Source organism: Pseudomonas sp. B21-028, assembly GCF_024749045.1.
In the GTDB taxonomy this organism is placed as follows: domain Bacteria; phylum Pseudomonadota; class Gammaproteobacteria; order Pseudomonadales; family Pseudomonadaceae; genus Aquipseudomonas.
In genome coordinates, this window is sequence record NZ_CP087184.1 from 5,986,776 (window position 1) to 6,013,420 (window position 26,645).

A 26,645-nucleotide genomic window follows, 5' to 3' on the forward strand; every position below is an offset into this window, starting at 1 on the left:
GCGTCGGCATGGACAACGCAGGCAAAAAAATCCCCGATCAAGCCGTGACAGGATCGGGGCAGGAGGCGTTACTGGAGGAGCTGTCGCGCGAGGGTGACCAAACCATCGTGATTCAGCTTGAGGCCAGTGTGCCCAGTCCCGATCAGCGTCAGTTAGCCGAAAACGACACGCTCATAGCCATATAGGTCATCGCGACGATTTGCCCTTGCCGCCGCTTCGGGTGGCTACCAGAATCGGATCACGCCCCCATCCATGAACAAGGAAAAGCGTCATGATGCACGCCGATTTGATCGACCAGGAAGACCTGCTGGGCCAGCTCAAGGCTCTCGGCCTCCAGATACCCAGCGGCTCTACCGCCGAGCAGGCCTGCGAGTGTGCGGTGCGCGGCCTGGACAAGGCTCGTGCCAATGAACTGCGCCGGATGGTCAAGGAGATGTACACCAGCAGCGCCACCATCCTGCCGGCCGTGCGCCAGGCGATCGATAAGCAGCTGTTGCCGGCACTGGCGCAATACCAGCAGAACCACAGCGCCTGAAAAACCCATCGCGAGCAAGCTTTGCTCCCGCAGGCTTATCGACATGCCTGGACTGCCTCCAAGAAGTTGGACACAAATGCAACCCTTGGGAGCAGTCCAGGCCTGTGGGAGCAAAGCTTGCTCGCGATGAAAGCGCCTCGGTTTAGAGCCTTACGCTGGCAAACGTCGACTCGTTACGCGCCTGGCTCAACGCCGACAGCGGACCGGACAACGGCGACAGCACCAGGGCCTGTGGCAACGGCATCATCGCCACCTGTTGCGTGGTGTTGGAACCGACGCGCTCGTCCCGTGGTGGAATGCCGAAGTATTCGCGGTAGCACTTGGAGAAGTGCGGCGTGGAGACAAAGCCGCACACCGATGCCACTTCGATGATCGACATCGGCGTCTGCTTGAGCAGTTGCCGTGCACGGATCAGTCGCAGCTTGAGGTAATAGCGCGACGGCGAGCAGTGCAGGTATTTCTGGAACAGCCGCTCCAGCTGACGCCGGGACACGGCGACATATACCGCCAGTTCGTCCAGGTCGATCGGCTCTTCGAGGTTGGCCTCCATCAGCGCGACGATTTCCTGCAACTTCGGCTGGTTGGTGCCGAGCATGTGCTTGAGCGGCACACGCTGGTGATCCTGCTCGTTGCGGATACGTTCATAGACAAACATTTCCGAGATGGCCGCCGACAACTCGCGACCATGGTCGCGACTGATCAGGTGCAGCATCATGTCCAGCGGCGCGGTGCCGCCGGAGCTGGTGAAACGGTTACGGTCGAGAGTGAACAGGCGGGTGCTCATCGACACTCGCGGGAAGGCTTCCTGCATCGCCGCCAGGCATTCCCAGTGCACGCTGCAATCGAACCCATCGAGCAGACCGGCGCAGGCCAATGCCCAACTGCCGGTGCAGACCGCGCCAAGGCGACGGGACTGACGGGCCTGGCCTTGCAGCCAGGACACGTGTTCGCGGGTAACGGTGCGCTGGATGCCGATGCCGCCACAGACGATAACGGTATCCAGGGCCGGAGCCTTGTGCATGGAGGCGTCCGGGGTGATCTGCAGGCCATCACTGGCCCATACCTGCCCGCCATCCACGGTGAGGGTGGTCCAGCGATATAGCTCGCGACCGGATAGCTGGTTGGCCATGCGCAGAGGTTCCACTGCGGACGCCAGGGAAATCAGCGTGAAATTGTCCAGCAGCAAAAAGCCGATGGACTGAGGCGCACGGTTCTGGGGTTGAGCCCCGGAGTGGGTCGACGTCATGGCGGTATCTCCTCACACAAAGCGGGTGATGGCCTCAGGCGGAGGCTCTTTTTATTGGTGATTGCCCTCGGTCTCTACGCAGGAGACGGGCTTTGTTATGGATAGAGCAATTGCCGTGCCTAAATTTGAATACGCATTCAACAAATCCTGAAAACGACATGCCGAGCCGTCTAAATAAGGCGCGTATTGCGTGTGGATTATCGGGGTCATCAAGGGCATCTGACGCCTGCCACTGCGGGCGGTGAGCAGTTCGGTATCACTTGTGGGAACTGGGCTGCGCCGGTTTCGCCACAGTGTCACCGCAAGCGCGGGGGACGAACGGTCGAAAGCTGCGCACCGGCTGATCCGACAACAGGGGTCTTATCTGATTGCGACGCGCTAAAAGGTGGCGGGTTTATGGCGTAATGTTCATTTATTGAGCAGTTCCAAGGCTCTTGTGGCGAGGGGATTTATCCCCGCTGGGGCGCGAAGCGGCCCTGTGGTTCTTCAGACAACCATGAGTGTCTGAAATCGGGACTGCTTCGCAGCCCAGCGGGGCGGTGCGACGTTTCGCTAAATCCCCTCGCCACAAGGACCGCGCAGGTCTCTATCAGCACTCCACCGCGCTGACCGCCAACCCACCGCGCGACGTCTCTTTATACTTGTCGTGCATGTCGGCGCCGGTATCACGCATGGTGCGGATCACCCGGTCGAGGGAGATGAAATGCTGGCCGTCACCGCGCAACGCCATTTGCGCCGCATTGATGGCTTTTACCGCGGCGATCGCGTTGCGCTCGATGCAAGGCACCTGAACCAGACCGCCCACCGGGTCGCAAGTCAGGCCAAGATTGTGTTCCAGGCCGATTTCCGCCGCGTTGCACAGTTGCTCCGGCGTGGCTCCCAGAATTTCCGCCAGGCCCGCCGCCGCCATGGCGCAGGCCGAGCCCACTTCGCCCTGGCAACCGACTTCGGCGCCGGAAATAGAGGCGTTCTTCTTGCACAGGATGCCCACTGCCGCCGCGCCGAGGAAATAATCCACCACGTTGGCGTCGGTAACGGCCTCGCTGAACTTCATGAAATAGTGCAGTACCGCCGGAATGATCCCCGCCGCGCCATTGGTCGGCGCCGTCACCATGCGCCCGCCAGCGGCGTTTTCCTCGTTGACCGCCAAGGCAAAGAGGTTGACCCACTCCATCGCGCTCAGGGTCGAGCCGATGACATTCGGCTTGTTCAACTCTTGCAGACTGCGGTGCAACTTGGCCGCGCGCCGACGCACGTTCAGACCGCCGGGCAGGATGCCTTCATGCTTGAGACCCTGCTCGACACAATCCTGCATGGCCCGCCAGAGCTTCATCAGCCCGCTGCGGATTTCTTCTTCCGAGCGCCAGACCTTTTCGTTGGCCATCATCAGTTCGGCCACGCGCAGGTTGTGGGTGCGACATAGCGTGAGCAGTTCTTCGGCGCTGGAGAAATCGTAAGGCAACTGGGTGGTATCCAGGTCCGCTACGCCGCTGGAGGCCTGGGCCTCATCGACGACAAAACCGCCACCAACCGAATAATAGGTGTCGCGGAACAACTCACCACTGGCGCCTTCGGCCACCAACGTCATGGCATTGGGATGAAACGGCAGGTTCTCGTCGAGCAGGCGCATGTCCCGGGACCATACGAAAGGCACCGGTAGGCGACCATCCAGTTGCAGGGTCTCGGTTTCGCGCAACTGGGCGATGCGCGGTGCAATCTGCGACGGATCGATCGCATCCGGCCACTCACCCATCAGGCCCATGATGACCGCGGTATCGCTGCCGTGGCCGATGCCGGTGGCCGACAGCGAACCATAAAGCTGCACCTCGACCCGCCGCACGTCGTTCAGCAGCGCCTTTGCCCGCAACGCCTCGACAAACAGCGCCGCGGCGCGCATCGGGCCGACCGTGTGAGAGCTGGACGGGCCAATACCGATTTTGAACAGGTCGAATACACTGATTGCCATTGCCTAGAACCTCCAGAACGGGCACATCCGGGCGCAGGAGCGCCCGGTGACGGAGCTGCTACGCTCAACGCCGGGATGGCCGCATCATCCGGCTTTTGCAACAGGGGTCGACGTCTGACACCGACGCAATTATGCCCACCAACGTCGCCCGTCCCATGACAGGGTTTTTCGCCGTTTTTTTGCGTGCCAAAGACCTGTCAGAGGCGGAAAAAATCTGTAAACGACGTCACCGACACTGGATGCGACCCTCCCTGTACTGGATACGACTCACCCTGTAGGCGACAGATTTGCACTGGTACATGATCGGTTACGGCTCGTTTTCAAGGCCGCGTGTCAGAACAGTGTTCACGCGCCCCAACTGCAACATCCAATAAAAAGCGCGGCTGTCCCGACCGGGCACCGCCGATAAAACACCAGGAGTCCACTCATGAAAGGTTCCAAGAAGTTGTTGTTGGCCGCCATGCTGAGTCTTCCCATGCTGGCCAACGCTGCTGAACCCGCACAGTGCAGCACTGTTAACTTCTCCGACGTCGGCTGGACCGACATCACCGTGACTACCGCCACTACCAGCGTGATTCTCGAGGCCCTGGGCTACAAGACCAAGACCACCATGATTTCCGTGCCGGTGACCTACAAGTCCCTGGCCGACGGCAAGAACATGGACGTGTTCCTCGGCAACTGGATGCCGACCATGGAAAACGACATCAAGGCCTACCGCGACGCCGGCACCGTGGAAACCGTGCGCACCAACCTCAAGGGCGCCAAGTACACCCTCGCCGTGCCCAAGGCCCTGTACGACAAAGGCCTGCACGACTTCGCCGACATTGCCAAGTTCAAGAAGGAACTCGACGGCAAGATCTACGGCATCGAACCGGGCAACGACGGCAACCGCCTGATCCAGGGCATGATCGACAAGAATGCCTTCGGCCTGAAGGACGCCGGCTTCAAGGTTGTCGAGTCGAGCGAAGCGGGCATGCTGTCCCAGGTCGACCGTGCTTCCAGGCGCGGCACCGACGTCGTGTTCCTCGGCTGGGCACCACACCCGATGAACACCCGTTTCAGCATCGAATACCTGACCGGCGGCGACGATTTCTTCGGTCCGGATTTTGGCGCCGCCACCGTGGCGACCAACACCCGCAAGGGTTACACCCAGGAATGCAGTAACGTTGGCCAGCTGTTGAAGAACCTCGAGTTCACGGTCGACATGGAAAGCAAACTGATGGGCAACGTCCTGGACGACAAGATGAAGCCTGAAGCTGCCGCCAAGGCTTGGCTGCAGAAAAACCCACAGGTACTCGATACCTGGCTCGCTGGCGTGACCACCATTGACGGTAAACCTGGCCTGGAGGCCGTGAAAGCCAAGCTCGCACAGTAATAGTTATGCCGGGCGGGTCCACCCGCCCGGGCTGTTTATCCCTTGCATGCGGACGTTCACTACCATGCTGATTGATCAGAAAATACCCTTGGGCCAGTACATTGCGAGCTTCGTCGAATGGTTGACGCAACATGGCGCCAGCACCTTTGACGCCATCGCACTGTTCCTGGAAACGATGATTCACGGCGTGACATTTGCGCTGACCTGGTTCAACCCGTTGGCCTTGATTGGCCTGATTGCCCTGCTGGCGCATTTCATCCAGCGCAAATGGGGCCTCACCGTATTCGTCATTGCCTCCTTCCTGTTGATCCTCAACCTGGGTTACTGGCAGGAAACCATGGAAACCCTGGCCCAGGTGCTGTTCGCCACCCTGGTCTGCGTCGTGATCGGTGTGCCGCTGGGCATTGTTGCCGCGCATAAGCCGATGTTCTACACCATGATGCGTCCGGTACTCGATCTGATGCAGACCGTACCGACCTTCGTCTACCTCATTCCTACCCTGACCCTCTTCGGTCTGGGTGTGGTCCCGGGTCTGATCTCCACGGTGGTGTTCGCGATTGCCGCGCCCATCCGCCTGACCTACCTGGGCATCTGCGACGTTCCGGAAGAACTGATGGACGCCGGCAAGGCCTTTGGCTGCTCCCGTCGCCAGCTCCTGTCGCGTATCGAACTACCCCATGCGATGCCAAGCATCGCGGCCGGTGTCACCCAGTGCATCATGCTGTCGCTGTCGATGGTGGTGATCGCCGCGCTGGTAGGTGCCGACGGCCTGGGCAAACCCGTGGTCAACGCACTGAACACCGCCGATATCGCCCTGGGCTTCGAAGCCGGCCTGGCGATCGTACTGCTGGCGATCATGCTCGACCGTATCTGCAAACAACCCGACGCCAAAGCAGGGGGTGACGCATGAGCATAATCCGCTTCGATCAGGTCGATGTGATCTTCGCCAAGGATCCACGCGAAGCCCTCAAACTGCTCGACCAAGGCATGACCCGCAACGAGATCCTGAAGAAGACCGGGCAAATCGTTGGCGTGGAAAAAGCCAGCCTGGACATCGAGAAAGGCGAAATCTGCGTGCTGATGGGCCTCTCCGGCTCCGGCAAATCCAGCCTGCTGCGCTGCATCAACGGCCTGAACACCGTGAGCCGTGGCAAGTTGTTCGTCGAGCATGAAGGCCGGCAGATCGACATTGCCTCCTGCAGCCCCGTCGAACTGAAGATGATGCGCACCAAGCGTATCGCCATGGTGTTCCAGAAGTTCGCCCTGATGCCCTGGCTGACGGTGCGCGAGAACATCAGCTTCGGCCTGGAAATGCAGGGCCGTCCGGAAAAGGAACGGCGCAAGCTGGTGGATGAGAAACTCGAGCTGGTGGGCCTGGCCCAGTGGCGCAACAAGAAGCCCGACGAGTTGTCCGGCGGCATGCAGCAACGGGTCGGCCTGGCCCGCGCCCTGGCGATGGACGCCGACATTCTGTTGATGGACGAACCGTTCTCGGCCCTCGACCCGCTGATCCGCCAAGGCCTGCAGGACGAACTGCTGGAGCTGCAACGCAAGTTGAGCAAGACCATCGTGTTCGTCAGCCATGACCTGGACGAAGCCCTGAAGCTGGGCAGCCGGATCGCGATCATGAAAGACGGCCGGATCATCCAGTACAGTAAGCCGGAAGAAATCGTCTTGAACCCGGCGGACGACTATGTGCGCACTTTCGTCGCCCATACCAACCCGCTCAACGTCCTGTGTGGCCGCAGCCTGATGCGCACCCTGGACAACTGCAAGCGCATCAACGGTTCGGTGTGCCTGGATCCGGGTGGCGACTCCTGGCTCGACCTGGCCGAAGGCAACACCATCAAGGGTGCACGCCAGAACGGCGCAGCACTGGACCTGCAGAACTGGGTCCAGGGGCAACCCGTCGAAGGCCTGGGTCGTCGTCCGACGTTGGTGGACTCCAACATCGGCATGCGCGACGCGTTGCAGATCCGTTACCAGACCGGCAATAAACTGGTGCTCCACGATAACCAGAAAGTAGTCGGAATACTCGGCGACAGCGAGCTGTACCACGCACTGCTTGGCAAGAACCTGGGCTAAATCTCAACCCTGTGGGAGCGAGCCCGTGGGAGCCGAGCTTGCTCGCGATGGAGTCGACACGGTTTAACTGCAAACCGCGTCATCGTTCATCGCGAGCAAGCTCGGCTCCCACGGGCTCGCTTCCACAGGGTTTTGCATTCCTGGAAAGCGATCCTTGAACCTTGAAGTACGCCCGTTTTTTTATTGATTGAACGTTCAATCAAAACAAAATAGACTGTTTATCGCTCCGCCGGACAGTCTCCGTTCGCCAAATGACCCGAGGAAACGCACCCAATGCCCAAGGTCGGTATGCAGCCCATCCGCCGCCAGCAATTGATCGAAGCCACGTTGCAGGCTGTCGATCAGGTCGGCATGGGGGACGCCAGCATTGCACTGATCGCCCGTTTGGCCGGCGTGTCCAACGGCATCATCAGTCACTATTTCCAAGACAAGAATGGCCTCATCGCGGCCACGGCCCAGTACCTGATGAAGGTGCTGAGCGAGAACGTCACCGCGCGCCGGCTGGCGCTGGAGGACAAGAGTCCGCGAGCGCACCTGAAAGTAATCATCGAAGGCAACTTCGACGCCAGCCAGGTCAATGGCCCGGCAATGAAAACCTGGCTGGCCTTCTGGGCCACCAGCATGCATCACCCGTCATTGCACAGGTTGCAGCGGATCAACGATCACCGTCTGTATTCCAACCTGTGTGGCCAGTTCCGCCGCGCCCTGCCCCTTGACGAGGCACGCAGCGCGGCACGGGGCCTGGCCGCGCTGATTGACGGCTTGTGGCTGCGCGGGGCGCTGTCGGGAGACGCGTTCGACACCGCCCAGGCACACCGGATCGCTTACGAATACATGGATTTCCAACTGGGCAAGGCAGGGGCGCCAGAGCACACAGAACCGCTCGACTCCTGAACCTGAACCGCCGCCGAGCCGCGTAGTCAGCTTTAGAAGACGCGCACGGGGGCAGCCAACCACTTATGCACTTGCGAGGACTTTATGGCCCGTTTCGAACTGCAAAAACTCTACATCGATGGCGCGTACAGCGATGCCAGCGGCGACGCCACTTTCGAAGCCATCAACCCTGCCAACGGTGAAGTGCTTGCCCAAGTGCAGCGTGCGACGAAAGAAGACGTCGAGCGCGCCGTGGCCAGTGCTGAAAAGGGCCAGAAAATCTGGGCCGCCATGACCGCCATGCAGCGCTCGCGGATCCTGCGCCGCGCCGTCGACATCCTGCGCGAGCGCAACGATGAGCTGGCCGCCCTGGAAACCCTGGACACTGGCAAGGCCTACTCCGAAACCCGCTACGTCGACATCGTGACCGGCGCCGACGTGCTGGAATACTACGCCGGCCTGGTGCCCGCCATTGAAGGCGAGCAGATCCCGTTGCGCGATACCTCATTCGTCTACACCCGTCGCGAGCCCCTGGGCATCGTGGCCGGGATCGGTGCGTGGAACTACCCGATCCAGATCGCGTTGTGGAAGTCCGCACCGGCCCTGGCGGCCGGCAACGCGATGATCTTCAAGCCAAGCGAAGTCACTTCGCTGACCACCCTGAAGCTGGCCGAGATCTACACCGAAGCCGGCGTTCCGCCTGGAGTCTTCAACGTGTTGACCGGCAGCGGCCGTGAAGTCGGCACCTGGCTGACCGAGCACCCGCGCATCGAGAAAGTCTCGTTCACCGGCGGCACCGACACCGGCAAAAAAGTCATGGCCAGCGCCTCGAGCTCGTCGCTCAAGGACGTGACCATGGAACTGGGCGGCAAGTCGCCACTGATCATCTGCGACGACGCCGACCTGGATCGCGCCGCCGACACCGCGATGATGGCCAACTTCTATAGTTCCGGTCAGGTTTGCACCAACGGCACCCGCGTGTTCGTGCCAAGCCATCTCAAGGCTGCGTTCGAAGCCAAGATCGCCGAGCGCGTGGCGCGCATCCGCATCGGCAACCCAGAGGACGAAAACACCAACTTCGGCCCGCTGGTGAGCTTCGCCCACATGGAGAGCGTGCTGGGCTATATCGAGAAGGGCAAGGCCGAAGGCGCACGCCTGCTGTGTGGCGGCAAGCGCCTGACCGAGGGCGAGTTCGCCAAGGGCGCGTTCGTCGCGCCGACCGTGTTCACCGATTGCACCGACGAGATGACCATCGTGCGGGAAGAAATCTTCGGCCCGGTGATGGCGATCCTCAGCTACGAAACCGAAGAAGAAGTGATCCGCCGCGCCAACGACACCGAGTTCGGCCTGGCCGCCGGTGTCGTGACCCGCGACCTGAACCGCGCCCACCGCGTGATCCACCAACTGGAAGCCGGTATCTGCTGGATCAACGCCTGGGGCGAGTCCGACGCGAAGATGCCGGTCGGTGGCTACAAACAATCGGGCGTGGGCCGCGAGAACGGCATCAGTTCGCTGAACAACTTCACGCGCATCAAATCGGTACAGGTCGAGTTGGGCGATTACGCGTCGGTGTTCTGAGTCGGCGCGAGATCTGGAGTGAAGCCTTTGTGGCGAGGGGATTTATCCCCGCTGGGCTGCGTAGCAGCCCCAATCCAGACGCTGCATGCCTTCAGACACAACCAGTTGCTGATTTTGCGACTGCTGCGCAGCCGAACGGGGATGAATCCCCTCGCCACAGGTTACGTGGCATCCCGGCAAGCGCGACCTGAACCCAATTCAAAAAGAGGGTGCATTTCATGTCCCAAGAATTCGATTACATCATCATCGGTGCCGGCTCCGCCGGTAACACCCTGGCCACCCGCCTGACCGAAGACGAAGGCGTCACCGTCCTGCTGCTCGAAGCCGGCGGCCCGGACTATCGCCTCGACTTTCGCACGCAGATGCCCGCCGCCCTGGCGTTCCCGCTGCAAGGCCGACGCTACAACTGGGCCTATGAAACCGATCCCGAGCCACACATGAACGGCCGGCGCATGGAGTGCGGTCGTGGCAAGGGCCTGGGCGGCTCTTCGTTGATCAACGGCATGTGCTACATCCGTGGCAACGCCCTGGACTATGACAACTGGGCAAAACTGCCCGGTCTCGAGGATTGGACGTACCTGGACTGCCTGCCTTATTTCAGGAAAGCCGAAACCCGGGACATCGGCCCGAACGACTATCACGGTGGCGACGGCCCGGTCAGCGTGACTACGCCCAAGCCCGGCAACAACCCGCTGTTCCACGCCATGGTCGAGGCCGGCGTGCAGGCCGGTTACCCGCGTACCGAAGACCTCAACGGCTACCAGCAGGAAGGGTTCGGCCCGATGGACCGCACCGTCACGCCGAATGGCCGGCGCGCCAGCACAGCGCGCGGGTACCTGGATGTGGCCAAGAAGCGTTCGACCCTGACCATCGTCACCCATGCCCTGACCGACAAGATCCTGTTCGAAGGCAAGCGTGCCGTGGGTGTGCGTTACCTGGTGGGCGCCGCTGAAGAGCGCGTCGAAGCCCGGGCGCGCAAGGAAGTGCTGCTGTGCTCCGGCGCCATCGCCTCGCCGCAGATCCTGCAACGCTCCGGCGTCGGCCCGGCCAAACTGCTGGAAAGCCTCGACATCCCGGTGGTCCACGACCTGCCGGGCGTCGGTGAAAACCTCCAGGACCACCTGGAGCTCTATCTGCAATACGCCTGCACCCAACCGGTCTCGTTGTATCCGTCGCTGCTCTGGTACAACCAGCCGGCCATCGGTGCCGAATGGCTGTTCAACGGCACCGGCATCGGCGCCAGCAACCAGTTCGAGGCCGGCGGTTTCATCCGCAGCCGTCCGGAATTCGAATGGCCGAACATCCAGTATCACTTCCTGCCGGTGGCGATTAATTACAACGGCAGCAACGGTGTGAAGGAGCACGGCTTCCAGGCGCACATGGGTTCCATGCGCTCGCCAAGCCGGGGCCGGATCCAGGCGAAGTCCAAGGATCCGCGCCAGCACCCGAGCATCCTGTTCAACTACATGGCCACCGAGCAGGACTGGCAAGAGTTCCGCGACGGCATCCGCCTGACTCGCGAGATCATGCAGCAGCCGGCGCTGGACCCGTTCCGTGGGCGCGAGATCAGCCCGGGCATCGAGGTGCAGACCGACGAGCAACTGGACCAATTCATCCGCGAACACGCCGAAACCGCCTTCCACCCGTCCTGCTCGTGCAAGATGGGCACCGACGACATGGCGGTGGTGGACGGTGAAGGCCGCGTGCATGGCATGCAAGGCCTGCGGGTGGTGGATGCCTCGATCATGCCGATCATCACCACCGGCAACCTGAACGCGCCGACAATCATGATCGCCGAGAAAATCGCCGACAAGATCCGCGGCCGCAAGCCACTGCCACGCAGCACCGCGCCGTACTATGTGGCCGGCGATGCGCCGGTCAAGGGCAAGCCGGTGCGCGAGGTGGCGCCAACCGTGCAGTAACACCGCAGCGCGGCTATCGCGAGCAGGCTCGCTCCCACAGGGATCTCCGAAGGACACAACTCTTGTGACCACTAAGGTCCAGTGTGGGAGCGGGCTTGCTCGCGAAGAGGCCGGCATATCCGACATCTTCATCGATTGTCACACCGCCTTCGCGAGCAAGCCCGCTCCCACAGAGAGTCCGTTGTGAACACAAATATTGTGTCCGACACAGATCCCCTGTGGGAGCGAGCCTGCTCGCGATAGCGTGCGTCCTGACCTCCCACATCCCTTGATCCCTCCCCCGCCCAGGCCTACTCTAGAGCCGCCGCGTCAATGCGCCGCACCTCGCTGCACCGCCACTCCAGACAAGGAGGTTTCATGTTCGACTTCCACCCCCAGCTCAAGCAGCGTTTTGCTGCCTTGCGCACGGGCGCTGAATTCTTTTCCCTGCGTTACGTGCGCGAGTCCGGCCAGCATCTGTCGGTGCGCAAGAACATCGCCGAACCGCCCAGCCTGGGTCGTGACGAAGGGGCGATGCTCACCGTGCGGGTCAACGGTGTCGAAGCCTATGCGGCCACCAACGACCTGTCCCAGGCCGGCCTGCAAACAGCACTCGAACACGCCGAGCAACGGGCCCGCCGGCTCAAGCCCCACGCCTTGCTCGACCTGCGCGAGCAGGCGGTGGCCAGCGACCGTGCCGATTACTTCTCGCCGCATTTCGACCAGGCGTTCCCCTCCTTGGGCGATTGCTACCAATTACTCGGCGACGAATCGGCGACGGTGCCCCAGGACGAACGTCTGGTGAACTGGCAGGTCAGCATCGGCTTGACCCAGGTCGAGCAGATCTACCTCAACAGTGCCGGCGCCGAATTGCGTCAGGCCCAGCGTTTCATCTATCCGGCACTGGACGTCACCGCCTTCGACGGTCATGACAGCCAGACCCGCACCCTGGGTCGCGAGAACTTCGGCCAGCAGGGTGGCTTCGATGTGATCAGCCGTTGCGGCCTGATCGGTGCCGGGCAAAAAATTGCCGATCAGGCGCTGCAATTGCTGATGGCGCCGAACACGCCGCAAGGCCCGCGGGACCTGCTGTTGATGCCAGACCAGATGATGTTGCAGATCCATGAATCCATCGGCCACCCGCTGGAACTGGACCGCATCTTGGGGGACGAGCGCAACTACGCCGGCACCAGCTTCGTCAAGACCAGCGATTTCGGCCATTTGCAGTACGGCTCCAGCCTGCTGAACGTGACGTTCGACCCGGACATTCCCGAGGAACTGGCCAGCTACAGCCATGATGACGACGGCAGCGCCGCCAGCAAGCAGTTCCTCATTCGCGAAGGCTTGTTGCTGCGCCCATTGGGCGGCGCGCTGTCACAGTTTCGCGCAGGCCTGGACGGCGTCGCCAACAGCCGCGCCTGCGGCTGGAACCGCGCGCCCATCGACCGCATGGCGAACCTGAACATCGAGCCGGGCGATCAGCCCCTGGAACAGTTGATCCAGAACATCGAGCGCGGCGTGCTGATGCGTACCAACCGCTCCTGGTCCATCGACGATGCACGCAACAAGTTCCAGTTCGGCTGCGAATGGGGCCAGTTGATCGAAAACGGGGAGCTCAAGGGCGTGGTGAAGAATCCCAACTACCGAGGCATTTCCGCGCAATTCTGGAAGAGCCTGCGGGCCGTGGGCGATGCCAGTACCTCCCGGGTGCTGGGCACGCCGAACTGCGGCAAGGGCGAACCGAACCAGGTCATCCGCGTCGGCCATGCGTCGCCAGCCTGTGTGTTCAGCAACGTAGATGTGTTTGGGGGAGACGCTTGATGAGTACCGTCAACAATCAAGCCGAGGCATTCAAGGCGCTGGTCGACTGGCTACACGCTGCGCTGCATGAATCCGAACAATTCACCCTGGGCTACGCCGGGGAGTCCTCGGCCTTCGTACGCTTCAACCATGGCAAGGTGCGCCAGGCCGGCCAGGTGCAACAGGCCAGCGTGAGTTTCAAACTGATCGATGACGGGCGCCACGCCGATCTGCAGATCACCTTGTCCGGCGAGACCGAGACAGACTTGCAGCGCTTGAGCGAAGGCCTGCAACAACTGCGCGATACCCTGCCACTGCTGCCGCCGGATCCTTACCTGTTGCTCAACCACAATCACTGGCAGAGCAACCATGTGCAGGACCATCCGCTGCCGGAGACCGAACAGGCCGTGGCCGAAATCGCCCGGGCCGCGGAAGGCGTGGACCTGGTGGGGATCTACGCCGCCGGCCCCATCAGCCGAGGTTTCGCCAGTTCTTCGGGGGCGTTTGGCTGGCATCAAGCCAATAGCTTCAACTTCGACTTCAGCCTGTTCCACGAAAACGGCCAGGCGGTGAAAGCCCGCTACGCCGGCCATGAATGGAGCAGCGAAGGGTTTGCCCAGCGCTTTGCACACGCCCGCGAGCAACTGGCATTTCTCGGCCGGCCGCTGCGCACGCTGCCGCCCGGTGAATACCGCGCCTACCTCGCGCCCGCCGCCCTGGAAGAGATCATGATCATGCTCAGCGAAGGGGGATTTTCCGCCCGGGCAATTGCCAGCAAGCAGAGCCCCTTGCAGAAACTCTACGCCGGCGATGCGTACCTCAGCCCGGTCGTCTGGCTGAGCGAGCAGGTGAGCGGCTCCTTGAGCCCCGGGTTTTCCGATGAAGGCTATCCGCGCGACGACCTGGCGCTGATCGCCAAGGGCACGGCCAACGCCCGGTTGATCAATTCCCGCAGCGCCGCCGAATACGGCCTCACCGCCAACGGTGCGAGCAGCTACGAATACCCCACGGCGCTGGTCATGCAGGAAGGCCAGTTGGAGCAGAAATACATTCTCGAGCGCCTCGGCACTGGCTTGTATATCAGCAACCTCTGGTACCTGAACTACTCGGATCAGCCAGCCGCACGCTTGACCGGCATGACCCGCTTCGCCACATTCTGGGTCGAAAACGGACAAATCCAGGCACCGGTCAGCACTATGCGCTTCGATGACAGCGTCTACAGCCTGCTCGGCTCGCAACTCGAAAGCCTGACCCGGGAGCGGGAACTCCTGCTCTCGGCAAGCACCTACAGCCAGCGGGCCACGGCCTCGATGTTGTTGCCTGGGGCGTTGGTCAAGCGGTTGACGTTGACGTTGTAAAACAATGACCTTGATGTATGAGATTTCCTGTGGCGAGGGGATTCATCCCCGCTGGGCTGCGAAGCAGCCCCGGACCTGTCAGCTCGGTGGACCAGACTGATCGCGTTCAGCCGTTTGGGGGCTGCTTTGCAATCCAGCGGGGATGAATCCCCTCGCCACAGATACATCCTCTAGCCACAAAAGCATCACTGCACCCTGTTTAATACGCCATACAAGAGGCCCCATGCCCAACCGTGCACCGCTCGACGCAACCACCGCCCGCTGGCTCCCGTGGGTCGTGGCGATTGCTTTCTTCATGCAGTCCCTTGACGGGACGATCCTCAATACTGCCCTGCCCGCCATGGCCAGTGACCTGGCGGAGAACCCGCTGCGCATGCAGGGCGTGATCATTGCCTACATGCTCACCGTGGCGTTGCTGATCCCGGCCTCGGGCTGGATCGCCGACCGCTTCGGCACCAAGAAGATCTTCTTCGGCGCGATCCTGTTGTTCAGCTTCGGCTCGTTGCTGTGCGCCTTGTCCAGTTCCCTGACGATGCTGGTCGGTGCGCGGGTGGTCCAGGGCCTGGGCGGCGCGCTGATGCTGCCGGTGGGCAGGCTGGTGGTACTGCGAGCCTATCCACGCTCGGAACTGGTGCGGATCATGGGCTTCATCACCATTCCCGGTCTGCTCGGCCCGCTGCTCGGCCCGACCATGGGCGGCTGGATGGTGCAGTACCTGACGTGGCACTGGATCTTCATCATCAACCTGCCGGTGGGGATGATCGGCTGCTATGCGGTGTGGAAATTCATCCCTGACCTGCGTGGCGGCGAGCGTACCCGCTTCGATGGCGTGGGCTTCCTGCTGTTCGGCGCGGCGATGGTGCTGATCACCATCGCCATGGAGGGCCTGGGCGAATTGCATTTGCCGCACTTGCGGGTGATGTTGCTGCTGTTCGGCGGCATGGCCTGCCTGGCGGCTTATTGGTTGCGGGCCGGACACGTCGAGAATCCGCTGTTCGCGCCGTCGCTGTTCAAGACCCGGACTTTCGCAGTAGGCATCCTGGGCAATCTCTTCGCCCGCCTGGGCAGCGGCGCCCTGCCCTTCCTGGTGCCGTTGCTGCTGCAAGTGGCCCTGGGTTATTCACCGTCCCAGGCCGGGATGAGCATGCTGCCCCTGGCGGCGGCGGCCATGGTTGCCAAATCCCTGGCCCGGCCATTGATCGAACGCCTGGGCTATCGCATCGTCCTGACCGGAAACACCCTGGCCTTGGGCATCATGCTGGCGAGCATGGGTTTGGTCAGCGAGCACACCCCGTACTGGCTGCTGTTGGCGCAACTGGCGGTGCTGGGGGCGATCAACTCGCTGCAATTCACAGCGATGAACGCGGTGACCCTGATTGACCTGGACGATGCCAGCGCCAGCAGCGGCAACAGCCTGCTGTCCGTGGTAGCGCAACTGTCCCTGAGCCTCGGCGTCGCCTGTGCCGGCGCCCTGCTCGGCGGCTTTACCGCCCAGGTGGGCAACGATGGGGTCGACACGGTGCTGGGCGCGTTCCAGCTGACGTTCGTGACGGTGGGGGCCATGGCGATGCTGGCGGCGACGATTTTTTCCCAGTTGTCGACGCAGGATGGGCGGCGGACGAAGCGGCCGGATGAGCATATCGAGCACTAGCCTGGATTTTTGGTGAAGGGCTTTTGTGGCGAGGGGATTTATCCCCGTTCGAGTGCGCAGCGCTCGCCGTCGATCTGATCTATTCACAGCTCTTGGGGCCGCTTCGCAGCCCAGCGGGGATAAATCCCCTCGCCACAGGTTAATCGCCCAGCCTTCCCAGCGCCCCATGGCCCCGCACAGCTCGTCCAGAACTTTCGAAGAAAGTGGCACGAGGCTGCTACACTGCGCGACATTTTGTTTTGCAGGCCTGTCCCGTGACCACCATTGCCACCGCTTTCAACACTTTGCCGCTGTCCGCCGCCATGCTGGCTAACCTCGAATCCCTCGGTTATGCCCAGATGACGCCGATCCAGGCGCAAAGCTTGCCGGTGATCCTCAAGGGCCTGGACCTGATCGCCCAGGCCAAGACCGGCAGCGGCAAGACCGCCGCGTTCGGTATCGGCCTGCTGAACCCGATCAATCCGCGCTACTTCGGCTGCCAGGCGCTGGTCATGTGCCCGACCCGCGAGTTGGCCGACCAGGTCGCCAAGGAAATCCGTCGCCTGGCCCGCGCCGAGGACAACATCAAGGTCCTGACCCTGTGCGGCGGCGTCTCCTTCGGCCCGCAGATCGCCTCCCTCGAACATGGCGCCCACATCATCGTCGGCACCCCGGGACGCATCCAGCAGCATCTGCGCAAAGGCTCGCTGGTACTCGACGGCCTCAATACGCTGATCCTCGACGAAGCCGACCGCATGCTCGACATGGGGTTCTACGACGCGATCGAAGACATCATCCAGCAGACCCCGGAGCGTCGCCAGACGCTGCTGTTCTCCGCCACCTACCCGGTGGGCATCAAGCAGCTGTCGTCCAAATTCATGCGTGACCCGCAACAGGTGAAAGCCGAGGCACTGCACTCCGATGCGCAGATCGAGCAGCGTTTCTACGAGATTTCGCCCGAGGAGCGCATGGACGCGGTGGTCAAGGTACTGGCGCACTTCCGTCCGGCCTCTTGCGTGGCGTTCTGCTTCACCAAGCAGCAGGTTCAGGAAACCGTCGACCACCTGACGTCCAAGGGCATCTCCGCCGTCGGCCTGCATGGGGACCTGGAACAGCGTGACCGCGACCAGGTGCTGGCGATGTTCGCCAACCGCAGCACGTCGGTGCTGGTGGCCACCGATGTGGCGGCCCGTGGCCTCGATATCGATGCCCTGGACATGGTGATCAACGTCGAACTGGCCCGAGACTCGGAAATCCATATCCACCGCGTCGGCCGTACCGGTCGCGCCGGGGAAACCGGTGTTGCCATCAGTCTGGTAGCGCCGTCCGAAGCCCACCGCGCCCAGGCCATCGAGCAACTGCAGAAGGCGCCGCTGAGCTGGGATCAGCTGGACAACCTCAAGCCCCAGGGTGGCGGCCCGCTGTTGCCAACCATGAGCACCCTGTGCATCGCCGCCGGCCGCAAGGACAAGGTTCGCCCCGGCGACATCCTCGGCGCCCTGACCGGCGATGCGGGCATCCCCGGCACCCAGGTCGGCAAGATCGCGATTTTCGATTTCCAGGCTTACGTGGCCGTGGAACGGGACATCGCCAAACAGGCCCTCAAGCGCCTGAACGAAGGCAAGATCAAGGGACGTTCGTTGCGGGTGCGGATCCTGTAACCATCCCAACCAACGAAGTTCCCCTGTGGGAGCGAGCCTGCTCGCGATTGCGGCGGGTCAGCCAACCTTTATTTGACTGACCCGCCGCAATCGCGAGCAGGCTCGCTCCCACAATGGGTTTTGTGGTGACACATGAGAGGACACCGTTTTGCGCTCTACCGAAGTCGTGATCATTGGCGCTGGCGCCGCAGGATTGATGTGCGCGCTGACCGCCGCGGGGCGCGGACGGCAAGTGATGTTGCTGGACCATGCCAACAAGGCCGGCAAGAAAATCCTCATGTCCGGCGGTGGACGCTGCAATTTCACCAATATGTACACCGAGCCGGGCAACTTCCTTTCGCAGAACCCGCACTTCTGCAAATCGGCCCTGGCCCGCTATACCCAGTGGGATTTCATCGCCCTGGTGGCCAAGCACGGCGTGCCGTATCACGAGAAGAAACTCGGCCAGTTGTTCTGCGATAACAAGTCCAGCGACATTCTCGGCATGCTCCTGGATGAGTGCGAACAGGTCGGGGTCAACCTGCACCTGGACACCTCGATCGAGCACATCGAGAGAACCGACGGCGGCTATCTGCTGCAAACCACCCTCGGGCCCATCGCGTGCCAGTCCCTGGTGATCGCCACCGGCGGACTGTCGATCCCGACCCTGGGTGCGACCGGTTTCGGCTACCAGGTGGCCAGGCAGTTCGGCCACCAGCTGCTGCCAACCCGCGCCGGACTGGTGCCATTCACCATTACCGATCAACTCAAGGCCTTGTGCACCGAACTCTCGGGCACGTCGGTCGATTGCCTGGTGAGCTGCAACGACCAGAGCTTTCGCGAAAACATCCTGTTCACCCACCGTGGTCTAAGCGGCCCGGCGATCCTGCAGATCTCATCGTTCTGGGAGCCGGGGGACACGGTGCAGATCAACCTGCTGCCGGACCACGACGTGCCCCAATGGCTGTTACAACAGCAGGCCGAACGCCCCAACAGTGAGCTGAAAACCCTCTTGGGCGAGTTGTTCACCAAGAAAATGGCCAACCTGCTGGCCGATACCTGGTTCGTCTCCAAACCCATGAAGCAATATACCCACGCGGAACTGGCGGACATTGCCGAGAAGCTGGCGAGCTGGAACGTCGTCCCGGCCGGCACCGAAGGCTATCGCACCGCCGAGGTCACCCTGGGTGGCGTCGACACACGGGAAGTCTCGTCCAAGACCATGGAATCGCTGAAAAGCCCCGGGTTGTATTTCATCGGCGAAGTACTGGACGTCACCGGCCACCTGGGCGGGTTCAACTTCCAGTGGGCCTGGGCCTCGGGTTATGCCGCCGCGCAATATGTCTGACACGCCACATCCCCTGTGGGAGCGAGCCTGCTCGCGATAGCGGTGGTTCAGTTGATAATGAATTGACTGACATGCCCCCATCGCGAGCAGGCTCGCTCCCACAGGGGCTGAGTGGTGGACTGCGGAACACTTTTTGCTGCCACATGTAATCGCCGCCATTGCGTCGGCGTCATTACTGCCTCAATTTAGTGTCATTGCCCGTCAGGCCCTTGCATTTCATGTCATCGACCTCGTTTCGTCAGTCTCTGCGTCGCCTTTGGGCGTTGGATAAATTCAGTTATAGCGTGCGGGTGTTCATCGCCCTGACCGGCAGCATGGCGCTGTGCTGGTACCTGGACGAGATGACCCTGTTGATTCCCTTGTTCCTGGGCATCATCGCCAGCGCCCTGGCCGAGACCGACGATAACTGGCAGGGTCGTCTCAACGCGCTTGCCGTGACCCTGGTCTGCTTCACCGTCGCGGCACTGTCGGTGGAACTGCTGTTCCCCTACCCCGTCCTCTTTATCATCGCCCTGGCCCTGGCCAGTTTCGGCCTGACCATGCTCGGCGCCCTGGGTGAGCGCTATGGCGCGATTGCCTCGGCCACCTTGATTCTGTCGGTCTACACCGTGATCGGCGTGGACCAGCGCGGCGGCGCGGTTACCGATTTCTGGCACGAACCCTTGCTGCTGGTGGCCGGCGCCGCGTGGTACGGCATGCTCTCGGTGCTGTGGCATGTCTTGTTTTCCAACCAGCCGGTGCAACAGAGCCTGGCGCGATTGTTCCGCGAGCTGGGGCGTTACCTGAAACTCAAGTCGTCGCTGCTCGAACCGGTCCGCCAACTGGATATCGAAGCCCAGCGCCTGGAGCTGGCCCAACAGAATGGCCGCGTAGTGGCGGCCCTCAACGCGGCGAAGGAAATCATCCTGCACCGCGTCGGCAATGGCCGGCCGGGCTCGAAGGTCAGCCGTTACCTGAAACTGTACTTCCTCGCCCAGGACATCCACGAGCGCGCCAGCTCCTCCCACTATCCCTACAACGCCCTGGCCGACGCCTTCTTCCACAGCGACGTACTGTTCCGCTGCCAGCGCCTGCTGCGCCAGCAAGGCAAGGCCTGCCAGGCGCTGGCCGAGTCGATCCAGCTGCGCCAGCCGTTCGTCTACGATGATCGCTTCGCCGAGGCCTTGAACGACCTGCACGCGTCTCTGGAGCACCTGCGCATCCAGAGCAATCCGGCCTGGCGTGGCCTGCTGCGTTCGTTGCGGGCCTTGTCGGCGAACCTCGGCACGCTTGACCGTTTGCTCAGCGACGCCAGCAACCCCGATGCCCTGGCCGACGCCACTGACAGCAGCCTGCTGGACCGCTCGCCGCACAACCTCAAGGATGTCTGGCTACGCCTGCGCACACAGCTCACGCCGACTTCGCTGCTGTTCCGTCATGCCCTGCGCCTGCCCCTGGCGCTGAGCGTCGGCTACGCGATGGTGCACTGGATTCACCCGTCCCAGGGCTACTGGATCGTGCTCACCACACTGTTCGTCTGCCAGCCCAACTACGGCGCCACCCGGCGCAAACTCGGTCAGCGGATCATCGGCACCGCCATTGGCCTGACGGTGGCCTGGGCGCTGTTCGACCTGTTCCCCAACCCGCTGGTGCAGTCGTGCTTCGCCATTGCCGCCGGGGTGGTGTTCTTTACCAACCGCACGACCCGCTACACCCTGGCGACAGCGGCGATCACCGTCATGGTGCTGTTCTGCTTCAACCAGGTCGGCGACGGCTACGGGCTGTTGCTGCCACGGCTGTTCGATACCCTGCTCGGCAGCCTGATCGCCGGCCTGGCGGTATTCCTCTTCCTGCCGGACTGGCAGGGTCGCCGACTGAACAAGGTCCTGGCCAACACGCTGACCTGCAACAGCATCTACCTGCGGCAGATCATGCAGCAGTACGCCGCCGGTAAAAGTGACGACCTGGCCTATCGCCTGGCCCGACGCAACGCCCACAACGCCGACGCTGCGTTGTCCACGACACTGGCGAACATGCTGATGGAACCGGGGCACTTTCGTAAGGAAGCCGACGTCGGGTTCCGCTTCTTGGTGCTGTCCCACACTTTGCTCAGTTACCTGTCGGGCCTGGGTGCCCATCGGGGAACCGAACTGCCGACAAGCGTGCGCGAGCAATTGATAGACGACGCGGGGGCGAAGCTGGTCTCCAGCATCGACGAAATCGCCCAGGGCCTGGCCACCAAAACGTCGATCATGATCCAGAGCGACGAGGAAGAAGCCCTGGCCAACGAGCTTGAGCAGATGCCTGACGAAATCGATGAAGGCCAACGGCTGGTACAGACGCAACTGGCGTTGATCTGCCGTCAGCTTGGACCGTTGCGGACCCTGGCGGCACATCTCATCAAGGATACAAGCGAGGCCTGAAAGCTGCGGCGGTCAATCGGACCCCATCGCGAGCAGCTCGCTCCCACATTTGGAATGCGTCCCCCTGTGGGAGCGAGCCTGCTCGCGATGAGGCCGGCACGGATAGCGCAGAACCGGCTCACATACCGTGCATCTCCATGATCCGCGCATAACTCCCATCGGCCTTCATCGCCGCGATCTCCCGATCGAACCCCTCCACGATCCGCTCATGCTCCGGGTTCTTCAGGCTGACCAGGATATGCAGGCTGTTTTCGCTCAACGGCTTGGGCAGGAACTCGACGGCGTTACGCACCTTGGGTGATTCGCGGGCCAGGTAATAGCGAGCGACATACTCATCTTCCAGGGTCAACTTCACGCGGTCGGCAGCGACCATGCGCACCGCCATCGCAAAGTTATGCACAGGAACTTTCTGCAACTGCTGGTTCTCGTCGAACGTCTTGGAATAGGCATAACCGCGAACCACAGCAATAGGGTAGTCGTAGAGTTGTTGCAGGCTGTCGAACTGGATCGAAGCCTCCTTGCGCTTGAGGAAGCGCACGCGGTTGAGCAGGTATTCGGCCGAGAACTGGCCTATATGAGTACGCTCCTCGCTGTACCAGGCGTTGACCAACACGTCATAACGCCCCTCGCCGATGCCCAGCATCGCCCGGGCCCAGGGCACCTGTTCAAATTCGGTGGCATAGCCGGCACGCGCCAGGGCGGTGCTGACGATATCGGTCGCCAGGCCGCCATTGACCAGCGTGGAGTCGGTAAACGGTGGCCAGCCATCCGCAACCAGGCGCAGTTTCTGCGCATGGGCGTTGTGACCCAGCAACAGCAACCCAATCAAAACAAGAGCTCGATGCAATCGCGGCATGCCATACATCCTTGAAGGTTGCGAAGCCCATGTTTTTAGCCGAAATTCGGGAGATAAACAGAGACATCCGACCTAACATTAGCTCATTGAAACCGCTGCGCAGCGCTAGGACGAAGATTACATAAAGACTACAGCGCTGCGAAAGAAGAATGATGGCAATTTGGTCTTGGTCACAGATTTTCGCTCACCCGGGAAGGAGACTTCCAAACACATCGCACTTAATATTGGCTTCGGGCTTTTCAGGAAATTCAGAACATGGACATCGATTGGGTCTGCAAACACCACAGTGACCTGAGCAAGGAACAGCTGTACGCCATTCTCAAATTGCGCGCCGACGTATTCGTCGTCGAGCAAAACTGCGCCTATCCGGACGTCGACGGGCTGGACCTGGAAGGCGATACCTTTCACCTGATGGCCTGGCGGGATAACCACCTCGTGGCCTACCTGCGCCTGCTCGATCCTCATTCACAGAACAGCGACGTAGTGATCGGCCGTGTGATCATCGCCCCAGAGGCGCGGGGCCAGGGGCTGGGACACACATTGATGGAGCACGGGCTCAAGCACGCCGAGAAGCACTGGCCCGGTACCTCGATTTCATTATCGGCACAGGCACACCTGCAGAGGTATTACGGGCGGTATGGGTTTGAAGTGGTGGGGGTCGAATACCTGGAGGATGGTATCCCGCACATCGGCATGCATCGGCCCTGAGGCCGTCATCGCGAGCAGGCTCGCTCCCACATCTGGAATGCCTACCCCTGCTCGCGATGGGACCATATCAGGGGTATTCGAGCACTGCCTTGATCCGCAGCAGATTGGCCTCTATCCACCGTCGATCTATCGCTCCCCAATCGCGGATCCGATAGCTCCCGGCATGGTTGCGAGCGCCCTCTTGCTGCTCGAATTCGCACACGATATCCAGGTCCGCCAACGCCGCGACGGTATCCTGGGCGGTGCGTCGCGGCATGCCGGTCGCGTCAACGAGCGCCGGGACATTGCTGGCGGCGCCGCTGTCGATCAGGTAAGCCACATACAAGCGGCGATAGAAACTGCTCTTGGTCTTGCTGACGTCCATCCGGTCATTCCTTCGGTGGTTGCAGGTCGCGCCAGGTCAGGTACACCCGCAGGTCGAATTCCAGTTGGTGATAACCCGGCAGCATGTGCTCGCAGAGTTGGTAGAACGCCTTGTTGTGGTCCGATTCCTTGAAGTGGGCCAGCTCATGCACCACGATCATCTTCAGGAATTCGGGCGCTGCGTCCTTGAACAGCGAGGCGATGCGGATTTCCTTCTTCGCCTTGAGCTTGCCACCCTGCACCCGCGAAACCGCGGTGTGCAGGCCGAGGGCGCGATGGGTCAGGTCGAGGCGGTTGTCGAACAACACCTTGTCGATGGCCGGCGCATTGCGCAGATACTGCTGCTTGAGCTCCAGCGCATAACTGTACAAGGCCTTGTCGCTCTGGATCGGATGTCGTCCCGGATAGCGCTGGTGCAGGTACTCACCCAGGCGGTCCTGGGCAATCAACTGCTGCACCTGAGCTTGCAAGGCGGCGGGATAGGCCTGGAGGTACTTGAGCGCGGTCATCGGGCGGCAATACTGTGGGAAAAGGCCGTCAGTGTAACGAACTCAGACCGTTAGCGCGCTCCAGTCAAAGGGGGTGGCGAACGCATCGGTGTCTGCGGCGATCAAGGGGCGCGCCACGAGGAACCCTTGCACGTACTCACAGCCATGGTCCTTGAGCCATTGGTATTGCTCCAGGGTTTCCACGCCTTCGGCGATCACCCGCAAGCCCAAGTGCGAGCACAAATCGATCACCGAGGCCGCCAGGGCAGCATCGCGCGGCGAATCCGGCAATCGGGCGATCAGGTGCCGGTCGAGCTTGAGGGTATCGAGTTCAAGGTCGCGCAAATGGGTCAGCGAGCACGGTCCCGAGCCGAAGTCATCCAGCGCTACCCGCACCCCGAGGTGGCGCAGCAGCCGAAGTTGCTTCTGGGTTTCGTCGGGATTGCGCATCAGCGCATCCTCGGTCACCTCGACTTCCAGCTGTCGAGGCTTCAACGCATGACGCTCCAGGACCTGACGCAACTCGGTCACCAGATTCGGCATGCCGAATTGAGTACTGCTCAGGCTCACCCCCAGCACCAGGTCATCGGCGAAGTTTCGCTCCCAGACTTTGCGCTGGGCCGCGCTGCGATGGTAGATCCAGCTGCCCAGCCGGCTGATCAATCGTGCTTCCTCCAGCAGGGGCAGGAACAGGCCCGGCGGTACATCGCCGACGCTCGGGTGCTGCCAGCGCAGAAGCGCCTCGAACCCGCGAATCCGCCCATCGTGGATGTTCACCTGTGGCTGGTAGACCATATTGAAGTCGCGGTTCTCGATAGCCGAGCGCACGCTTTCCTCGAGCATCAGCCGTGAACGGGCTCGACCGTTCATTTCATGGTCGTAAAAACGGTACTGCTGGCGGCCCGCGCGCTTGGCTTCGTACATGGCGATGTCGGACGCACGCAGCAGCCCGTCAAGATTGGCGCCGCAATCCGGGTACGTCGCAATGCCGATACTGGCCCCCAACGCCACATCCATGCCTTCGATCTGCTGGCAGATCGCGACCCGTTCGATAAGCTTTTCCGCAATCTTGGCCGCCTGCTCCGGGTGCTCCAGGTCCAGCAGGGCCGTGAACTCATCACCGCCCAGACGCGCCAGGATGTCGAAGGGGCGCAGGCAAGCTTTCAACTGCTCCGAGACCCAGCGCAGCACCCGGTCACCGGCATCGTGTCCCAACGAGTCGTTGACGCGCTTGAAACCGTCGAGATCCAGGTACAGCAGCACCCAATTGCTTTCCAGCCGCTCGCTACGCATCAACAGGTTTTCGGCGGTCTGATAAAACCCCCTGCGGTTGAGCAAACCGGTCAGCGGGTCCGTAACGGCCTGGAATTCGAGTTGCTGGTGCAGGTGCCGGACTACCGACATGTCCTGAAGCGTCACCACCATGGCCTTCTGTTCCGAAGGCAGCGGGGCGCAGGACAAGGCTACCGACACCTGTTGACCAGGCGCGGTACGCAGGACCGCATCATGCAAACGCCAGGTCTGGCCACGGCAATAGGCGATATGAATATCGGAATCGACCCATTGTGGGATATGAGGCTTCTGCAGGTAGTCCAGAAACGGCGTCCCCTGCAATTGCTCGGCCTTTGCATTGAGCAGACGGCAAGTGGACGGGTTGGCGAAACGGATGCAACCAGCCTCGTCCACCACGAGGATCCCCTCGGCCGCATTGTCCAGCACCGAGGCGTTGAACGCCCTGGCAGCTTCCAGATCCTGGCTCAGGCGCTGCAAGGCCCGGCGATTGCGCTGGTGCTCCAGCAACGCCTGGACCTTGGGCTTGAGGATCTGCGGATCGAAGGGTTTGAACAGATAGTCCACCGCGCCACTGGCATAGCCCTTGATCACTGCATCCTGGGATTGCTCATTGGCGGTCAGGAAAATGATCGGCGTGAGCCGCGTGCGCTGGCTGCCGCGCATCAGGCGCGCCACTTCGAAACCGTCCATGTCCGGCATCTGCACATCCAGCAAAACCAGGTCGATGTCATGTTCGAGCAGCAGGTTAAGGGCCTCGACACCCGAGGCTGCGGTCATGACCTGCCAATCCTGACGCTGCAACAACGCCCGCATGCTGAGCAGGTTTTCAGGGTAATCATCAACAATCAAAAGGACGGAGCTGTCTTCACCAAGCGTAGGTTGCGCGCATTCCATGCTGCTTCTCTTATCGGGGCGCCACGTCCGTTTTACGTAGCAAAACAGACAAATACTGTGTTCTCACTCTAGACCGTGATTTTGAAAAGCAGTAGGTGTCATCGCGCCATCATCCCGACAATGCCCAAAATAGCCGACTAACGGTCACCCATCTCAGGCACAGAAACTGCAATAGACCACAGTGACGATCACTTGACGTCAATCATTCGCCGCAAAACGACAACAAGCTCAAACCGGTGCTATCAGGACGCCCCAATCCGCGGGCTAGAGCCTCGCGTTGTTGCGCCCTAACATTTCATTGCAGGA

General features: G+C 61.6%; 21 protein-coding genes. 15 read left to right on the forward strand and 6 right to left on the reverse strand.

Annotation, left to right across the window (positions count from 1 at the left end; genetic code table 11):
• Positions 1-8: 8 nt before the first annotated feature.
• A complete protein-coding gene (locus LOY35_RS26060; RefSeq protein ID WP_258628775.1) occupies positions 9-185 on the forward strand; it encodes a hypothetical protein in 177 nt (58 codons plus the stop codon).
• A gap of 86 nt (positions 186-271) precedes the next feature.
• Positions 272-535: a hypothetical protein gene (locus tag LOY35_RS26065; RefSeq protein ID WP_024776555.1), complete on the forward strand. Its 264-nt coding sequence runs from the start codon at positions 272-274 to the stop codon at positions 533-535.
• A gap of 142 nt (positions 536-677) precedes the next feature.
• Here the strand turns inward: LOY35_RS26065 and LOY35_RS26070 are convergent, their stop codons facing one another.
• Both LOY35_RS26070 and LOY35_RS26075 read right to left on the reverse strand, forming a co-directional pair.
• The gene (locus tag LOY35_RS26070; RefSeq protein ID WP_024776554.1) at positions 678-1,781 is read right to left on the reverse strand and encodes a GlxA family transcriptional regulator; all 1,104 of its coding nucleotides are present in this window, start codon (positions 1,779-1,781) and stop codon (positions 678-680) included.
• 589 nt (positions 1,782-2,370) lie between these two features.
• Complete coding sequence (locus LOY35_RS26075; RefSeq protein ID WP_258628778.1) at positions 2,371-3,747, reverse strand: L-serine ammonia-lyase; 1,377 nt, start codon at positions 3,745-3,747, stop codon at positions 2,371-2,373.
• Between the two features lie 427 nt (positions 3,748-4,174).
• On the opposite strand from LOY35_RS26075, the gene LOY35_RS26080 reads away from it, so the two are divergent.
• The 12 genes from LOY35_RS26080 to yccS all read left to right on the forward strand — a co-directional run bounded on the left by LOY35_RS26080 (position 4,175) and on the right by yccS (position 21,737).
• Positions 4,175-5,122, forward strand: a complete 948-nt coding sequence (locus LOY35_RS26080; protein ID WP_258628780.1) for a choline ABC transporter substrate-binding protein — start codon at positions 4,175-4,177, stop codon at positions 5,120-5,122.
• A 64-nt stretch (positions 5,123-5,186) separates the two neighbouring features.
• Positions 5,187-6,032 (forward strand): choline ABC transporter permease subunit, encoded by an 846-nt coding sequence (gene choW, locus LOY35_RS26085; RefSeq protein WP_258628783.1) that lies wholly within the window; start codon positions 5,187-5,189, stop codon positions 6,030-6,032.
• Entirely contained in the window at positions 6,029-7,207 is a 1,179-nt protein-coding gene (choV, locus tag LOY35_RS26090; protein ID WP_258628785.1) for a choline ABC transporter ATP-binding protein, read from the forward strand. The genes choW and choV overlap by 4 nt, the downstream gene beginning before the upstream one ends.
• A 273-nt stretch (positions 7,208-7,480) precedes the next feature.
• Positions 7,481-8,101, forward strand: a complete 621-nt coding sequence (gene betI / locus LOY35_RS26095; protein ID WP_258628787.1) for a transcriptional regulator BetI — start codon at positions 7,481-7,483, stop codon at positions 8,099-8,101.
• Between the two features lie 84 nt (positions 8,102-8,185).
• Positions 8,186-9,658, forward strand: a complete 1,473-nt coding sequence (gene betB, locus LOY35_RS26100) for a betaine-aldehyde dehydrogenase (RefSeq protein ID WP_258628788.1) — start codon at positions 8,186-8,188, stop codon at positions 9,656-9,658.
• 218 nt (positions 9,659-9,876) lie between these two features.
• Positions 9,877-11,580, forward strand: a complete 1,704-nt coding sequence (gene betA / locus LOY35_RS26105) for a choline dehydrogenase (protein ID WP_258628790.1) — start codon at positions 9,877-9,879, stop codon at positions 11,578-11,580.
• Positions 11,581-11,937: 357 nt separating this feature from the next.
• Complete coding sequence (locus LOY35_RS26110) at positions 11,938-13,380, forward strand: TldD/PmbA family protein (RefSeq protein WP_258628792.1); 1,443 nt, start codon at positions 11,938-11,940, stop codon at positions 13,378-13,380.
• The gene (locus LOY35_RS26115; protein ID WP_258628794.1) at positions 13,380-14,717 is read left to right on the forward strand and encodes a TldD/PmbA family protein; all 1,338 of its coding nucleotides are present in this window, start codon (positions 13,380-13,382) and stop codon (positions 14,715-14,717) included. The genes LOY35_RS26110 and LOY35_RS26115 overlap by 1 nt, the downstream gene beginning before the upstream one ends.
• 223 nt (positions 14,718-14,940) lie before the next feature.
• The gene (gene mdtD / locus LOY35_RS26120; protein WP_258628796.1) at positions 14,941-16,368 is read left to right on the forward strand and encodes a multidrug transporter subunit MdtD; all 1,428 of its coding nucleotides are present in this window, start codon (positions 14,941-14,943) and stop codon (positions 16,366-16,368) included.
• A 302-nt stretch (positions 16,369-16,670) separates the two neighbouring features.
• On the forward strand, positions 16,671-18,008 hold the full coding sequence (gene dbpA / locus LOY35_RS26125) for an ATP-dependent RNA helicase DbpA (protein ID WP_258633733.1): 1,338 nt from the start codon (positions 16,671-16,673) through the stop codon (positions 18,006-18,008).
• A gap of 148 nt (positions 18,009-18,156) precedes the next feature.
• Complete coding sequence (locus tag LOY35_RS26130; protein WP_258628798.1) at positions 18,157-19,335, forward strand: NAD(P)/FAD-dependent oxidoreductase; 1,179 nt, start codon at positions 18,157-18,159, stop codon at positions 19,333-19,335.
• 218 nt (positions 19,336-19,553) lie between these two features.
• Complete coding sequence (yccS, locus tag LOY35_RS26135) at positions 19,554-21,737, forward strand: YccS family putative transporter (protein WP_258628800.1); 2,184 nt, start codon at positions 19,554-19,556, stop codon at positions 21,735-21,737.
• Between the two features lie 118 nt (positions 21,738-21,855).
• On the opposite strand, the gene LOY35_RS26140 is transcribed toward yccS, so the two are convergent.
• Entirely contained in the window at positions 21,856-22,593 is a 738-nt protein-coding gene (locus LOY35_RS26140) for an ABC transporter substrate-binding protein (protein ID WP_258628802.1), read from the reverse strand.
• Between the two features lie 255 nt (positions 22,594-22,848).
• Between LOY35_RS26140 and LOY35_RS26145 the strand changes: the two genes are divergently transcribed.
• A complete protein-coding gene (locus LOY35_RS26145; protein ID WP_258628804.1) occupies positions 22,849-23,301 on the forward strand; it encodes a GNAT family N-acetyltransferase in 453 nt (150 codons plus the stop codon).
• Between the two features lie 67 nt (positions 23,302-23,368).
• On the opposite strand, the gene LOY35_RS26150 is transcribed toward LOY35_RS26145, so the two are convergent.
• From LOY35_RS26150 to LOY35_RS26160, 3 genes are read right to left on the reverse strand one after another with little or no spacing between them, the layout of a single operon-like run.
• Positions 23,369-23,665, reverse strand: coding sequence for a winged helix-turn-helix domain-containing protein (locus tag LOY35_RS26150; RefSeq protein ID WP_258628807.1), 297 nt, complete (start codon positions 23,663-23,665; stop codon positions 23,369-23,371).
• A 4-nt stretch (positions 23,666-23,669) separates the two neighbouring features.
• Positions 23,670-24,173 (reverse strand): M48 family metallopeptidase, encoded by a 504-nt coding sequence (locus LOY35_RS26155; RefSeq protein WP_258628809.1) that lies wholly within the window; start codon positions 24,171-24,173, stop codon positions 23,670-23,672.
• Positions 24,174-24,215: 42 nt separating this feature from the next.
• Positions 24,216-26,339 (reverse strand): bifunctional diguanylate cyclase/phosphodiesterase, encoded by a 2,124-nt coding sequence (locus LOY35_RS26160; protein ID WP_258628810.1) that lies wholly within the window; start codon positions 26,337-26,339, stop codon positions 24,216-24,218.
• Positions 26,340-26,645: the final 306 nt, after the last annotated feature.